Raw genomic sequence first — 14,245 nt, 5'->3', positions numbered from 1 at the left:
TAAAAAAGGGTGGAAACACCACCCCTCTATTTTTTACTAGTTGATTGATCAACCTCTCAACCAGTTGATGAAGGTTTGATAACCTACACCAATTTCTCTAGCAAAAGCAGCTTTGGTTTTTTTACCTGCAGCTTCCACTTTTTTCCATTCTTCTAGAATTTTGCTTTTCTCAGCATCAGTGAATGTTCTTCTTTTTCCTGACTTTCCAGAGGAGCTTCCGTTTATTAATGATACAAGCTCATTCAAATCATTCATAAATCTGCCATCAGTTAGATATAAACCGGCAGATTCTAATTTCTTGATCACATTATCTTTGGGATTCACTGGAGTTACCGCAATACCTCTTGCAGCAGCTTCATGAAGGTCTATTTTTTTTCCTTCTGAGGTTACATAAATAAAACCTTCATTCTTTTTTAGGTCAGCAATAGCTTCTTTTATCAAATCTCTCATAGTAGATAGTTTATTATTTTAAAAACGATTTGCAATATATATAAATTATGTATGTGTTTAGATTAATTATTATTCGAAAATTAAAATTAATATACTGAATCTACATATAAAAGGTTTTAGTTTATTAATATCTCTTTTTCCCCATTTAAGAATTTTCAGAGTCTTCATTAAAAATCAAGCAACATGATCAATCAAAATCCTGAATTAAAACATATATAATTCCATTTTCCATAGGCATGAAAAATCATAACTCTATTCTGCGAGATTTAGCGATAAGCAAATAAAATCCAAAAATCTCAATCATCTAAGCCAATGAATTTGACTAATTTTTAAAAGAGGAAATGAATAAATATTTTTCTGATTATCCGTAATCATGTCAGTTATCTTATTTTCCTTGCTTGACAGGTTGGAAGACCGAAGACCCAGCCACGGCCTTTAGGTTTGCAAAGGAGAATTATTTGGGAAAATAAGAGCTAATATCTTAACGATTATTAAGTGACTCAGATATTGAATAAATTAAAAAAGAATGGGGTGAACTTTCGCCACGGCTAGGCTAGCGACCTCTTGCCTGTATCAGTCCCCATTCTTAGTTGAGTTGCCAGTAACCAGTTAGAATTTTAGGCTTTAGGCCTGTTAAAGGTTTTAGTTTCCGCAACTCTCATTTGTTAAACTTCAATGTCTAAATTATGAAATTCAAATCAATTATTGGAGTCGATGTAAGTAAATCTACACTTGATGCCTATCTGAAGATCAACCAATGCCACGCAGTCTTTGAAAATAATGAGAAAGGTTACCAGGAGCTGGTGGAATGGGTAATGGAAAACTCTGGGTTAATACTCGCAGAAGAACTGCTTTTCGGATTTGAATCCACTGGGATTTATTCTTCAGAACTTGCTTTGTTTCTTGAAAAGCACTCCCTACCATTTTATATCATCTCAGGACTTGAATTAAAGCGATCCTTGGGAATAAGAAGAGGTAAGTCAGACAAGGCAGACTCTAAAGACATAGCTGAATATCTTTATGAAAAGCAGGAGAAGATTATCCCCACTGTTCTTCCCAAAAAGGTCATCCAGGATCTCAAAAAGCTGTTTAATTACAGAGAGCGACTTGTAAAAGACAGAGCAGCTTACATCACCCGTATCAAAGAATATGAAGCTGTAGTTTCAGAAATCAAATTAAAAGTCTATCAAAAATCCAATACCGAAGTGATCGCTTGTTTGGATAAGCAGATCCAAACCGTGGAGAAAGAAATAGACAAACTTTTACGCAAAGATGAACTGTTAATGAACCAATATAAGCTGATTAACTCTATCAAGGGCATAGGCCCACAGACAGCTGTTGCACTTATCGTCTTAACAGAAGGGTTTACCCTATTCGATAGCTGGAGAAAGTTTGCCAGTTATGCAGGAACAGCACCGTTTCCCAACCAGTCAGGTACATCCTATCGAGGGAGAACCAAAATCAGTCCGCTGGCGAATAAGAGAATTAAAACACTGCTGACATTATGTGCAGGCACAGCCATCCAATACAGCACTGAGATGAAGACCTATTACAAGAGAAGAACCGGTGAAGGGAAAAGCAAAATGAGCACACTTAATATTATCAGAAATAAACTTATTGCAAGGGCTTTTGCTGTTGTCAACCGAAATTCCAGCTATGTAGACATACTAAAATATGCCGCATGAAAAAAAACTGAAAATCTTCTTGTTTAAACCTTAGAATACAGGCAGGCGAAGCTTCCGGATTCTGTTCTTTTCAGCAGACAATAAGCCGTATTTTTGTCAATACTGGTAAGAAAGCGGATATCCATAAATTTTTTTCTCAAAATTCTTGACCCCAAATGTTCGCAGAAAAATAAAATCATACTTGAGCAAATCAATTATTTTCGTCTCCACTAGCCTCTGATTACTCTGTGACTTTTTCAAATTTTGAAATTCCCTTCAATGATATTCCAAAAATCTCGGAGAGGTATCAGATAATTTTCCTAATTTTGAGCCCCATAAGAATCCAATCAAATATCATCTCTCACCATTCTTATGGCCTCACCCACAAAATACATATTCATTACCGGAGGAGTAACTTCTTCCCTAGGAAAAGGAATCATCGCTGCCTCATTAGGTAAATTACTTCAAGCGAGAGGTTTTACGGTTACTATCCAAAAATTCGATCCTTATCTAAACATCGATCCAGGGACGCTCAACCCCTATGAGCATGGAGAGTGCTATGTGACCGATGATGGTGCTGAGACCGATTTGGATCTTGGACATTACGAAAGGTTCTTAAACACTCCTACCTCCCAAAGCAACAATATCACCACAGGAAGGATCTATAACAATGTCATCACCAAGGAAAGAAAAGGTGAATTTTTAGGAAAAACCGTTCAGGTAATTCCTCACATCACAGACGAAATCAAGTCAAACTTCTACAAGCTGGGAGAAGATGGAAAGTACGATGTGGTCATCACCGAAATTGGGGGTTGTGTAGGTGATATAGAGTCCCTACCATTTATAGAAGCAGTAAGACAGGCGAGATGGGATCTGGGTCCGAACAACTTTTTGGTAATTCACCTAACGCTTATCCCATACCTAAAAGCAGCAAAAGAACTTAAAACTAAGCCTACCCAACATTCTGTCAAGCAATTGTTGGAAGCAGGTATTCAGCCGGATATCTTGGTTTGTAGAACTGAGCATCATCTTCCATCAGATGTCAAGAAAAAATTGGCTTTGTTCTGCAACGTTCAGTTGAATAGTGTCATCGAAGCGATGGATGCAGACACGATCTACGATGTTCCTCTTTTGATGAAGAAAGAGAAACTGGATGAAAGAGTCATGTCCAAGCTTAAACTTTCCAGCAAACAGAATACAGATCTTGAAAACTGGAAAGATTTCTTAGGAAAACTTAAGAACCCAACTCAGGAGGTAAATATCGGTTTGATTGGAAAGTATGTTTCCCTGCCTGATTCCTATAAATCCATTATTGAAGCCTTTACTCATGCTGGAGCTTCCATAGAATGTCATGTCAATTTAAAATTGATTTCATCCGAAGAGATCAACATGGATAATTTTGAGTCCAAGCTGAAAAATCTGGATGGTATTTTGGTTGCACCCGGATTTGGTGAAAGAGGATTTCAAGGAAAATTGGAAACCGTCAGATATGCCAGAGAAAAGCAAATCCCGTTTTTCGGCATTTGCCTGGGGATGCAAGTTGCAGTGATCGAGTATGCAAGGAATGTCTTAGGACTTGATGATGCAAACAGCACTGAAATGGACCCACAAACGAAAAATCCGGTCATTGCTCTCATGGAAGAGCAAAAGAGAATAGACCAAATGGGTGGAACAATGAGATTAGGGGCGTATACTTGCGAACTGAAAAAAGGAAGTAAGTCCTATTCAGCCTATGGAAAGCTTAAAATCCAGGAAAGACATAGGCATAGATACGAGTTTAACAATAGCTATTTGGAGCAAATGGAAGAGGCTGGCATGAAGGCGACAGGAAAAAATCCTGAAACCGGATTGGTAGAAGTAATTGAAATCAAAAACCATCCTTGGTTTGTAGGCGTTCAATTTCATCCAGAGTACAAAAGTACTGTTTTGAATCCTCAGCCACTTTTTGTCAAGTTTATTCAAGCAGCTATTGATCATAAAGTAAAATAACTAGTTAAATCCTCTCTTGAGGTATTATAATTATGGATAAAAATCAAGCGACAGGTTTGATCCTATTTGCGGCGGTAATCCTGATCTATTCCATTTTCTTCGCAAGTGGTCCGGAAGTACCCGTGACAGAAAACGAAGTTGCTGTTCAAACGGTAGACACTGCTTCAGTTGCAAGCTCTGAAGAGACTCCGGTTTTGGCAGAGAATGATAGCATCGTTGAAGCTGGAAAAGTTGCCAAGTTTGGAGTATTGGCTGGTATGACTCAGGGATCTGAAGAATTAGTCACTCTCGAAAATGATAAAGTTTTCATCAGCATCTCCTCAAAAGGTGGTCTGATTAAAGAAGTTATATTAAAGGAATATAAAAATTGGACTCAGGAACCTTTAAAGCTACTAGATGAGGAATCCTCCAAAATGGATTTCTCTTTGGAAACTAATAGAGGTCCAGTTTATTTAAGCGACTTTTATTTTACCCCAAATGTATCTTCTCAGCAGAATGAAGAAGGTGAGACAGTTCACATTCTAACATTAAGTGCTGAAACTTCCAACGGAAAAATCACTCAAAAATATAGCATCACTGATGGTAGTTATGTAGTTGAAAAGAGTTTTGCAATAGAGCGCTTTTCTGGAGTTTTCACCTCCAATGCAGTTCAGTTCAGCTGGGAAGATCAGGTAAGAGCACATGAAAGAGACTTGGCTGAATCCAGAAGAAAAACCCAAGTCAATTATTATACATCTGCTGGGTCTTACGAAAACCTAGGCGTGAGCGATGATGCAGAAGCAGAGGCAGTTGCTGAACCTGTAAAATGGATTGGTTTTAGCCAACGATTTTTCACAGCTGGAATCATTGCAGACAAGGAATTTCAGAATGTCAATTTAAATCAAAGCACTCCTTCTGACAGCCTTTTTGTAAGAAATATGGGGGCTAATTTTAGCCTACCACTGGAGAATGGTGCCACTTCTTTCAGTTATTATTTCGGACCAGATCAATACAAAACACTCAAGCGAGTAACCGATGGCTTTGAGAAAAACGTAGACATGGGCTACTTTTTTGTAAGCTGGGTGAATAAATACATCATCGTTAATCTTTTCGAATTCCTGGAGAAGTTCTTTGATAACTATGGTGTGATTATCATTCTAATCGTATTGCTTATCAAACTAGCCCTATCGCCACTTACCTATAAATCTTATATAGGAATGGCTAAAATGAGGGTGATCAAACCGGAAATTGATGAATTGAAGGAGAAATACGGAGATGATCCAACTAAAATGCAACAAGAGCAAATGAAGCTTTTCTCGAAATTGGGGGTAAGCCCGATTTCAGGATGTCTTCCGCTTTTGCTTCAAATGCCTTTCCTATTTGCGATGTTCTTCTTCTTCCCAAATGCAATCGAATTAAGACAAGAGTCTTTCCTTTGGGCTAAAGATTTATCGACTTATGATGAGTTCATCAAGCTGCCATTCACCATTCCGTTTTATGGCTCCCATGTCAGTTTGTTTACATTGTTGATGACAGTTTCTCAAATTGTTTATACGCACTTCAACAATCAATTGACTACGGCAACTGGCCCGATGAAAAATTTGGGATATATCATGCCGGTAATGTTTATGTTCATCCTAAACTCCTACCCTGCCGGATTGAGTTTCTACTATTTTGTATCAAACGTGGTAACCTTTGGACAGCAAGCCTTGATCAAGCTATTTGTAGACGATGAGAAAATCCGTCAGAAAGTAGAAGAGAACAAGGTGAAAAATGCCAACAAGAAAAAATCCAAATTTCAACAGAAATTGGAAGAAGCTATGAAGGCAGCAGATAGCAACAGAAAGAAATAAGATTGGGCCTTCGGGCCCTTTTTTTATATATTGGAAAATGACAAGATTCAGAAACTAAGTTTTGATCTGAGCCAAAAGAAATACATCCAGTAAAGAAAATTTAACAGGCAAAAAACATAGACTTATTCCAATAATTAAATCTTTGTAAATCTGAAGATTAAGCCCACTTTTTATGAGATTTAAAAATAGATATTGACATCAAATGTCACAGGGCTATAATTAAAAAAAGCCGTGGACAAGGATAAATAAGACTGGAATTTGCTTAATATTGAGATTAAATCTTAAACTAAACCATGGGAAAAATTATTGCTATTGCCAATCAGAAGGGAGGAGTTGGAAAAACCACCACTGCCATGAATTTGGCTGCCAGTTTAGCGGTGCTGGAGCATAAGACCCTGGTCATCGACGCAGATCCGCAGGCAAATACTACCTCAGGCTTAGGACATGATCCTAAATCCATCAGTACTAGTATCTACGAATGCATGGTGGATGGAATCGATGTAAAGGAAATCATCATCAAGACAGAGATTGAAAATCTGGATTTAGTTCCTTCCCATATTGATTTGGTCGGAGCTGAAGTAGAAATGATCAATATGGACAACAGGGAAGAAAAAATGAAGCATGTCATTTCTTCGCTGAAAGACCTATATGATTACATCATTATTGACTGTTCTCCTTCCTTGGGATTGATTACCATCAATGCATTAACTGCCGCAAACTCCGTAATCATTCCTGTGCAATGTGAATATTTTGCATTGGAAGGATTGGGAAAATTATTGAATACAATTAAAATCATCCAAACCCGACTCAATCCGGATTTGGAAATAGAAGGCATACTGCTCACCATGTACGATATGAGGTTGAGACTTTCCAACCAAGTGGTTGAAGAAGTTAGATTGCACTTTAAAAACATGGTTTTTGAAACTATCATCCCTCGAAACGTTAGACTTTCCGAAGCTCCAAGTTTTGGAATGCCTGCCATAGCGTTTGACGCTGATGGTAAGGGAGCAGTCGCATATTTAAATCTGGCCAGCGAAATCGCAGAAAAAAACGGCCTACAAAAAGTAAGTTAATCCATGGCTGATCAAAAACCCAATAGAAAAAAAACTGCCCTCGGAAGGGGTTTAGGAGCTTTGCTTGAAGACAGCCCTGCCAAAAATAAATCCGAGGAGATATTACCAGAAGTAATCAAAACAGGGATTTTTGAAATTCCTTTGGAACAAATCCAAGTCAATCCATATCAGCCTAGAACTTATTTTGATAAGGAGGCTTTGGCGGAATTGGCAGAATCCATCAAAATTCAAGGTATCATTCAGCCTATCACAGTTCGTAAACTGGATCAGGACGAATACCAGCTTATTTCCGGAGAAAGAAGATTTCAGGCTTCCAAAATTGCAGGTCTTGAAAGAGTTCCAGCCTATGTGAGAACAGCCAATGATCAGCAAATGCTGGAAATGGCTTTGATTGAAAACATTCAGCGGGAAAACCTAAATGCTCTTGAAATTGCTCATTCCTACCAGAGACTATTGGCAGAATGTGACCTCAAACAAGAACAACTTGGGGAGAGAGTAGGTAAAAACCGAACCACAGTTAATAATTACCTTCGACTTCTAAAATTACCGCCTACGATTCAGGCAGCCATTAGAGATCAACAAATCTCCATGGGACATGCCCGAGCCCTCATCAATATTGAAGATGTGGATAAGCAATTGGCAATTTTCAAAAAGACAGTTGAAGAGGAGCTTAGCGTAAGAAAAGTAGAAGCGCTGGTAAAAGCTTTGAACGAAGGAAAACCAGAGAAAAAAGAGAGCTCTAATCTAGATCCGGTTCGTAAATACGAGCTAAATAAGATACAGCAGAGATTGGCTTCCCATTTTGGAACAAAAGTAAATCTCAAAACCAATGAAAAAAACAAAGGGGAAATCAAGATTCCTTTTTCCTCTGCTTCCGATCTGAATAGGATTCTGGAAATATTGGAAATAATTTGACCGTGAAAAGTCCTGCTTTTTTTTCATCACCAAAATTCAAATACCCATGGATCATCCTGGGTCTTTTGCTTTTTAGTGCCTTGTCTTTTCAGCCTCTCTCTGCCCAGAATCAAGGTCAAACTGAGGAGCAAAATCAGCGGGATAATGACAGGCCAAATTTTTCTTCTCTTCCAAAAAACCCTAGAAAAGCAACCATACTATCGGCTGTGCTTCCGGGTGCTGGGCAGGTTTATAATGGAAAGGCATGGAAAGTACCTATTTTATACGCTGGCTTTATTACAGATATTTATTTCATAAACTTTAACAACAAGCGGTATCAGGTTTTCCGTCAAGCTTTATTTAATTTGGACGATGGTGAACCTAATATCTTCCCCAATCTGAATCGACAAGCCTTGGTTAGAAATGTGGATTATTGGAGAAGTAACAGAGATATGACCATCTTACTATTGGGAGCTATTTATGCACTCAATATTATAGATGCTAATGTGGATGCTCATTTATCAGGTTTTGATATTTCAGATGATCTGGCCTTGGGAATAGAGCCGCATTTTGAAACCTTTTCTGCCCAAAATCAATCCTTGGGCATAACTTTAAAGTTAAAATTCAAATAATGAACATATTATTACTAGGGTATGGTAAAATGGGACAGCTCATCGGAGAAATAGCTGAATCCAGAGGCCATAACCTCGCAGGAAAGATAAACATTGATAATCGGGAAGACCTTGATCAGCTCAACTCCTCTAACGTGGATGTTGCTATAGAATTCAGTCAACCTGAAGCTGCTGTTGAAAACATCAAATGGTGTCTTGAAAAAGGAATCCCTATTGTATCAGGAACTACAGGTTGGTTATCTCAAAAGCCTGAAATCGAGGCGATGACGAAAGAAAAAAACGGTACTTTTTTCTATGCTTCCAATTTCAGCATTGGTGTCAATGTGTTTTTCAAGGTAAATGAATTCTTAGCAAAGCTAATGAATGAAACTTCTGGCTATAAAGCCAGCATAGAGGAGATCCATCATACCGCTAAAAAAGATGCTCCTTCAGGAACTGCAATTACCTTGGCAGAAGGAATATTAAACAATAACAGCAGTCTGAAAGACTGGTATTTATTGGAAGGAAATGGAGAAAAGGAAAATGAATTACCTATCGTCTCCAAACGAATTGATCCCGCTCCCGGGACACATATTATCAGATATCAGTCCGAGATAGATGACATTGAAATTAGCCATACTGCCCATAGCAGGCAAGGGTTTGCCCTTGGTGCGATTTTGGTTGCAGAATGGATTAAGGATAAAAAAGGAGTACTTTCTATGAACGACTTTCTGTCTTTTTGATCAAATGAAAAATGAGTACTAAAAAACAAAAGAAATCAGCTGCCCGAGAATGGGTAGACGCCTTGGTATTTGCAGTAGTTGCAGCAAGTTTAATACGCTGGTTATTACTGGAACCCTTTACTATTCCTACCGCTTCGATGGAAAAATCCCTACTAGTTGGTGATTTTCTTTTCGTAAGTAAAATGCATTATGGAACCCGAATTCCTAAAACTCCATTGCAAGTTCCACTAACACATCAGAAAATTTGGGGAACCGAAATCCCATCTTATTCTGATGCTATTCAGCTCCCCTATTATAGATTACCCGGCTTTTCTGAGGTGAAAAGAAATGACGTGGTGGTCTTTAATTATCCGGTAGAATTTCAATATCCGAATGATTTAAAAACCAATTATATCAAAAGAGCTGTAGGTGTTCCCGGTGATGTAATAGAAGTTAAAAACGGCGATTTATATGTGAATGGCGAGCCTGGAATGCATCCGGAAGAGATGCAATATTCTTATGATGTCATCACGAACAGACCATTGAATCAGGACTTTTTCAATGATTATGGAATTAACCCTGACAGCTACTGGGCCTACACAGATGGTGCAGGATATGTAGTTCATGCTACCGATGTAGTCATTGAAAGGCTTAAATCATCTCCGGTGATAACCAGTGTCACCAAACGAATCAGAGGCATTGGTGCTGAAAGAGGGATTTTCCCAGACGAAACCAAGCTTGCTTGGAACAGAGATCAATTTGGTCCTTTAACCATTCCAGGAGAGGGAATGACCATGGAAATGACTCCGGATAATGTGATTCGCTACGGTTCAACCATCAAAAATTACGAAGGATTGGATCAGGTGGAAATCAGGGGCGAACAATTATTTATTGATGGAAAGCCTGTAGACTCTTATACTTTTACCCAAAACTATTACTTCATGATGGGAGATAATAGACATGATTCTTTGGACTCTAGATACTGGGGATTCACTCCGGAGGATCATGTGGTCGGCAAAGCTTGGTTCTTGTGGCTATCCCTAGATCAATTTGAATCCATGTTCAATAAGATCAGATGGAGCAGAATTTTCAAAGGAATTGATTAAAGATCAAAACCATCAAAAAAGCCTCGGGATTTAGATTTCGAGGCTTTTTTGTTGGAATTGGAGATTAGAGACGAGTTGAAAGATATAGGAATTACAAACAGCAAAGAAGACTCTATCCTCATTACACTTTAAAAATATTGAACATCGAACATCGAATAATAAATAGCGAAGTATTTCCAGGCAGGAGAACCTTAATTCTAATTCGAGACCTTTTAAGCGAGCTTGAAGATGAACAGTGCCTGCACGCCGAAAGAGGGAAAGTTGAACTGTTATTGCTTTTTACTCAATTCCACAATTACTCAGTTAATCAATAACCAAATCCGTTCCCCTCACCAGTTAATAGGCCTGATCCCTTTTGAATTCAAATACTCATTAGCTTTGGAGAAATGGCCACAACCCAAAAAGCCACGATGAGCTGAAAGTGGACTTGGATGTGGAGCTTTTAGAATCAAATGCTTATCAGAGTCAATCAAAAGCTCCTTTTTTTGAGCGTAGGCTCCCCAAAGTAGAAAAACCACATGTTCCTTTTGATCACTGATTGCTTGGATCACTGAATCGGTAAATTCCTCCCATCCTTTTTTCTGATGAGAGCCTGCTTGATTAGCCCTTACAGTTAAAGTGGCATTCAGTAAAAACACTCCTTGTTTTGCCCACCTGGACAAATCTCCATTAGCTGGCATATCTTTCCCTAAGTCAGCTTTGATTTCTTTGAAAATATTCAAAAGACTTGGTGGAAAAGGAATACCTGGCTTCACGGAAAATGAAAGACCATGAGCCTGACCTTCTCCATGATAAGGGTCTTGTCCTAAAATCACCACTTTAACTTGATCAAAAGGACAGTAGTCAAATGCATTAAAAATTTCTTTCCCTGGAGGATAAACCTTAGAGGAAGAATACTCGTCTTTTACAAACTGAACTAGCTCATGAAAATAGGCTTGCTGAAAGACTGGAGTTAAAATTTCTTTCCAGCTTGTTTCAATTTTTACATCCATTAGTAATTTTATTGATATTCAAAGAGTTCATTGTATATTTGCTAACTTTTAAAGGCTATAATAATGGTAACTGCAACCACCAACGGAATAGAAGTAAGTGTTGAAGTAACATACCAGGCTGAATTCTCCAGCCCGCTTCAGCATCATTATGTTTTTACTTACAAAGTAACCATTCAAAACAAAAGCGCACAAACCGTTCAATTGTTAAGAAGAAGATGGGAAATTTCTGATGCAGCTGAAAACACCAAAATCGTAGAAGGAGAAGGTGTAGTAGGTCAACAGCCTACTCTTGAGCCAGGTGAAAGTCATTCTTACGTTTCCGGATGCAATTTAAAGTCCGGTTTGGGAAAAATGAAGGGTGTTTACACCATGCAGAAACTTTTTGATGGAAAAATCCTGGAAGTAGCCGTTCCTGAATTTCAAATGATTGCCAATATTTTCCACAATTAATTTTGTACAGGAAGGTATTTCCACTCCTCGCATATTTCCGATACTGGTTAACAAAAGAAGAGAAACACTCTCTTCAAAGTCCCGCCGTATTTCAAATTTATACCGGTTTAAAAAGCTTTGTTCAAGGAAGAAAACAGCAGGATCTTGATTTAGAAGACTTACGAAAAGAATTTCTTAGCAGTAAATCATCAGTTCCTGTACTGGATCTAGGTGCAGGATCCAAAAAAGTAAATGGAAAGACCAGACCTATTTCAGAAGTAACTAGGTATTCAACAAGTTCCAGAAAATTCAACCAACTCTATCAATACTTTGTAAGTCTGACTCCCGCTAAAAGAGTGTTGGAACTAGGAACATGCATGGGTATCAATACCCGGTATTTAAGCCGAATCTGCAAAGGAGATGTTTTTACATTTGAAGGCTCAGAAGACTTATTAAATGTGGCTTTTGAGAAAGACCAGCCCCAAAACCTGCATGCCATTTTAGGGGATATAGCTCTAACCCTACCTGAGTTTTTGAAAGAAAATACTCCTATTGATTTTGCATTAATCGATGCCAATCATACTTATGAGGGAACCATCAATTCATACAATTTAATCAGTCAACATTTTCAAGATTCCAGTATTGTCGCAGTGGCTGATATCTATTGGTCGCCGGAAATGCAGTCCGCCTGGGAAGAAATCAAAAGCCGAAAAGAAGTGACCCTTAGTCTGGACTTTTATGAATGCGGGATTTTGATTTTCAATTATCCCGGTAAAAAATCCCACTACGTACTCTCCTACTGAGCTGACAGATTGATGAAAATCTCAGTTCCTCTTCGTGGAGCAATGGAATTAATGCAAAGCTCCAATTTGTGAATTTTAAAGTATTTTGAAAACAGCGATTGGTATTCCTCCAGACTTCCACCAAAAGGAGGTCCTTGTTTTGAAAATTGCACTCCAAATAACAGACCTACCAAACGGCCGTTAGGCTGAAGTAATTCGAGCATCTTTTGGCAATAAGCCTCTCTAAGTGCTGGATCCAAAGCACAAAAGAAAGTCTGTTCCACTATCAAATCATATTTTCCTTGATGCTGAAAAAAATCTTGGTGGAAAATTTGAGCATGGGGAAAATTGGGGTGATTTGTGCTAAATTTTGTTAACGGATCTTTTGAAATATCCAGAATATGTGTGCCTACAAGGCCCTGATCCCATGCATACGCGGCCTCGTAAGCATTTCCTGCACCTGGAATCAGTATACGGCAATTTTTATTCTGAATTTGGTCTAAATATTGTACTATCGGGGTAGATGGATAACCGATGTCCCAGCCGGTGTAGCCTTGTCTATATCGCTCTGTCCAAAAGTCTTCATCTAATTTAATCATCATACAGCCCTATTAAGTCAAACACATGAACAGCAATTTTGAAAAAGAATCTAGCCAAAAAAAGGATCAGGGAAAAAATATTATCATTATAGTCCTTGTTCTCTTGGTCATCATCAGTGGAATTAAATTATACACTGACTATGTGGACCGAACTAAAAAGACAGAGGAGATTCTTCTTCTCTCCACCGAAAACAATGAGTTAAATCAAAGATTGGACTCAGTCACTTACCAACTAAATCTCAGAATTCAGGAAATTGAAAAACTGGGAGGAGATATCGCTGCCCTGGAGCAAGTGAGAGATCAGTTGATTGCAGAAAGAAACTCGGTTAGGCAGAGAAGTGCCAATGAGATTGCTGCTTTGAATAAGAAAATCAACAGCTACTCCGGCTTACTTGAGCAGAAGGATCAGGAAATTTTGGAACTGCGCGCAATGAATCAGCAGCTTTATGCAGAAAATCAAGACCTAAAAACTACTCAGGCCCAGATAGAGGAAGAAGTAGCCCAGCTCAATATCCAAAAGGAGAATCTGCAGGCAAAAGTCAATGTGGCTTCCATGCTGAAAGCTGAAAACATCGAAATTGCCGCTGTTAATTCCAGAGGAAAAGAGCGTGTAGAAACTACCAAAGATTTTAGAAATCGTCAGATTGAGAAGATCAAGGTAAGTTTCAATTTGGCAGACAATAAAGTGGCTGAAAAAGGTCCTAGAAACGTTTACGTTCAAATCATGGCTCCTAATTCCCAGCCAATCTTTGACGTAGCCAAAGGATCCGGAACTTTCCGTGTCAATGGTGCCGAGCAATTTTACACGGTGAAGCAGGATATCCTATTTGAAAATTCTGGCGAAACCTTAACATTCTTCTACGAGAAGGGATCAGATTACGCTTCTGGCGATCATGAAGTAAGGATATTCGTGGATAATTACTTGGTAGGTTCCAAGACGTTCAGCGTCAAATAAGAGAACTTATTTCAACTTAAGCCTCTTCTTCTCAGGAGAGGCTTTTTTTATGCCATCATGCCATTTAAGAATAGATATTCATTTGGATAACAGAAGTTTTTGACCTACTTTTGCGGTCTGTTTATTCAAATTCCTTAAACACATTAA

General features: G+C 38.4%; 14 protein-coding genes. 11 read left to right on the top strand and 3 right to left on the bottom strand.

Translation table 11 applies throughout. From position 1 onward, the window contains the following. Window positions 1-48 precede the first annotated feature (48 nt). A complete protein-coding gene (locus tag GYM62_RS01780) occupies window positions 49-450 on the bottom strand; it encodes a hypothetical protein (protein ID WP_091655646.1) in 402 nt (133 codons plus the stop codon). Between the two features lie 686 nt (window positions 451-1,136). Here GYM62_RS01780 and GYM62_RS01775 point away from each other — a divergent pair. The 8 genes from GYM62_RS01775 to lepB all read left to right on the top strand — a co-directional run bounded on the left by GYM62_RS01775 (window position 1,137) and on the right by lepB (window position 10,341). Then, window positions 1,137-2,135, top strand: coding sequence for an IS110 family transposase (locus tag GYM62_RS01775; protein WP_219958064.1), 999 nt, complete (start codon window positions 1,137-1,139; stop codon window positions 2,133-2,135). 351 nt (window positions 2,136-2,486) lie between these two features. Further along, entirely contained in the window at window positions 2,487-4,103 is a 1,617-nt protein-coding gene (locus tag GYM62_RS01770) for a CTP synthase (protein ID WP_219958063.1), read from the top strand. A 32-nt stretch (window positions 4,104-4,135) separates the two neighbouring features. After that, complete coding sequence (yidC, locus tag GYM62_RS01765) at window positions 4,136-5,935, top strand: membrane protein insertase YidC (protein ID WP_219958062.1); 1,800 nt, start codon at window positions 4,136-4,138, stop codon at window positions 5,933-5,935. A 293-nt stretch (window positions 5,936-6,228) separates the two neighbouring features. Further along, window positions 6,229-7,008, top strand: coding sequence for a ParA family protein (locus GYM62_RS01760; RefSeq protein ID WP_091655643.1), 780 nt, complete (start codon window positions 6,229-6,231; stop codon window positions 7,006-7,008). 3 nt (window positions 7,009-7,011) lie between these two features. Beyond that, window positions 7,012-7,923 carry a ParB/RepB/Spo0J family partition protein gene (locus GYM62_RS01755; protein ID WP_219958061.1) on the top strand — a complete coding sequence of 304 codons (912 nt, stop codon included), beginning with the start codon at window positions 7,012-7,014 and terminating at the stop codon, window positions 7,921-7,923. 2 nt (window positions 7,924-7,925) lie between these two features. Further along, on the top strand, window positions 7,926-8,534 hold the full coding sequence (locus tag GYM62_RS01750; RefSeq protein WP_255590487.1) for a DUF5683 domain-containing protein: 609 nt from the start codon (window positions 7,926-7,928) through the stop codon (window positions 8,532-8,534). After that, the gene (dapB, locus tag GYM62_RS01745) at window positions 8,534-9,256 is read left to right on the top strand and encodes a 4-hydroxy-tetrahydrodipicolinate reductase (protein ID WP_219958060.1); all 723 of its coding nucleotides are present in this window, start codon (window positions 8,534-8,536) and stop codon (window positions 9,254-9,256) included. Before GYM62_RS01750 ends, dapB begins: the two co-directional genes overlap by 1 nt. An 11-nt stretch (window positions 9,257-9,267) precedes the next feature. Beyond that, entirely contained in the window at window positions 9,268-10,341 is a 1,074-nt protein-coding gene (lepB, locus tag GYM62_RS01740; protein ID WP_091655640.1) for a signal peptidase I, read from the top strand. Window positions 10,342-10,670: 329 nt separating this feature from the next. Here the strand turns inward: lepB and ung are convergent, their stop codons facing one another. Beyond that, window positions 10,671-11,333, bottom strand: coding sequence for a uracil-DNA glycosylase (gene ung, locus GYM62_RS01735; protein ID WP_091655639.1), 663 nt, complete (start codon window positions 11,331-11,333; stop codon window positions 10,671-10,673). A gap of 63 nt (window positions 11,334-11,396) precedes the next feature. Here ung and apaG point away from each other — a divergent pair, with 63 nt between their 5' ends. Then, entirely contained in the window at window positions 11,397-11,783 is a 387-nt protein-coding gene (apaG, locus tag GYM62_RS01730; RefSeq protein WP_091655638.1) for a Co2+/Mg2+ efflux protein ApaG, read from the top strand. A 2-nt stretch (window positions 11,784-11,785) separates the two neighbouring features. Next, entirely contained in the window at window positions 11,786-12,565 is a 780-nt protein-coding gene (locus GYM62_RS01725; RefSeq protein ID WP_219958059.1) for a class I SAM-dependent methyltransferase, read from the top strand. On the opposite strand, the gene GYM62_RS01720 is transcribed toward GYM62_RS01725, so the two are convergent. Continuing rightward, window positions 12,559-13,146, bottom strand: coding sequence for an SAM-dependent methyltransferase (locus GYM62_RS01720; RefSeq protein ID WP_219958058.1), 588 nt, complete (start codon window positions 13,144-13,146; stop codon window positions 12,559-12,561). The genes GYM62_RS01725 and GYM62_RS01720 overlap by 7 nt on opposite strands. Window positions 13,147-13,168: 22 nt before the next feature. Here GYM62_RS01720 and GYM62_RS01715 point away from each other — a divergent pair, with 22 nt between their 5' ends. Continuing rightward, on the top strand, window positions 13,169-14,098 hold the full coding sequence (locus GYM62_RS01715; RefSeq protein WP_219958057.1) for a hypothetical protein: 930 nt from the start codon (window positions 13,169-13,171) through the stop codon (window positions 14,096-14,098). Window positions 14,099-14,245: the final 147 nt, after the last annotated feature.

This window comes from Algoriphagus sp. NBT04N3, assembly GCF_019443765.1.
GTDB lineage: Bacteria > Bacteroidota > Bacteroidia > Cytophagales > Cyclobacteriaceae > Algoriphagus > Algoriphagus ornithinivorans.
This window is presented reverse-complemented; position numbering and strand designations above follow the sequence as displayed.

Coding starts and splice junctions, on each gene's coding strand:
- GYM62_RS01780 (WP_091655646.1), bottom strand. CDS start 450: ATGAGAGATTTGATAAAAGAAGCTATTGCTGACCTAAAAAAGAATGAA.
- GYM62_RS01775 (WP_219958064.1), top strand. CDS start 1,137: ATGAAATTCAAATCAATTATTGGAGTCGATGTAAGTAAATCTACACTT.
- GYM62_RS01770 (WP_219958063.1), top strand. CDS start 2,487: ATGGCCTCACCCACAAAATACATATTCATTACCGGAGGAGTAACTTCT.
- yidC (WP_219958062.1), top strand. CDS start 4,136: ATGGATAAAAATCAAGCGACAGGTTTGATCCTATTTGCGGCGGTAATC.
- GYM62_RS01760 (WP_091655643.1), top strand. CDS start 6,229: ATGGGAAAAATTATTGCTATTGCCAATCAGAAGGGAGGAGTTGGAAAA.
- GYM62_RS01755 (WP_219958061.1), top strand. CDS start 7,012: ATGGCTGATCAAAAACCCAATAGAAAAAAAACTGCCCTCGGAAGGGGT.
- dapB (WP_219958060.1), top strand. CDS start 8,534: ATGAACATATTATTACTAGGGTATGGTAAAATGGGACAGCTCATCGGA.
- lepB (WP_091655640.1), top strand. CDS start 9,268: ATGAGTACTAAAAAACAAAAGAAATCAGCTGCCCGAGAATGGGTAGAC.
- ung (WP_091655639.1), bottom strand. CDS start 11,333: ATGGATGTAAAAATTGAAACAAGCTGGAAAGAAATTTTAACTCCAGTC.
- apaG (WP_091655638.1), top strand. CDS start 11,397: ATGGTAACTGCAACCACCAACGGAATAGAAGTAAGTGTTGAAGTAACA.
- GYM62_RS01720 (WP_219958058.1), bottom strand. CDS start 13,146: ATGATGATTAAATTAGATGAAGACTTTTGGACAGAGCGATATAGACAA.
- GYM62_RS01715 (WP_219958057.1), top strand. CDS start 13,169: ATGAACAGCAATTTTGAAAAAGAATCTAGCCAAAAAAAGGATCAGGGA.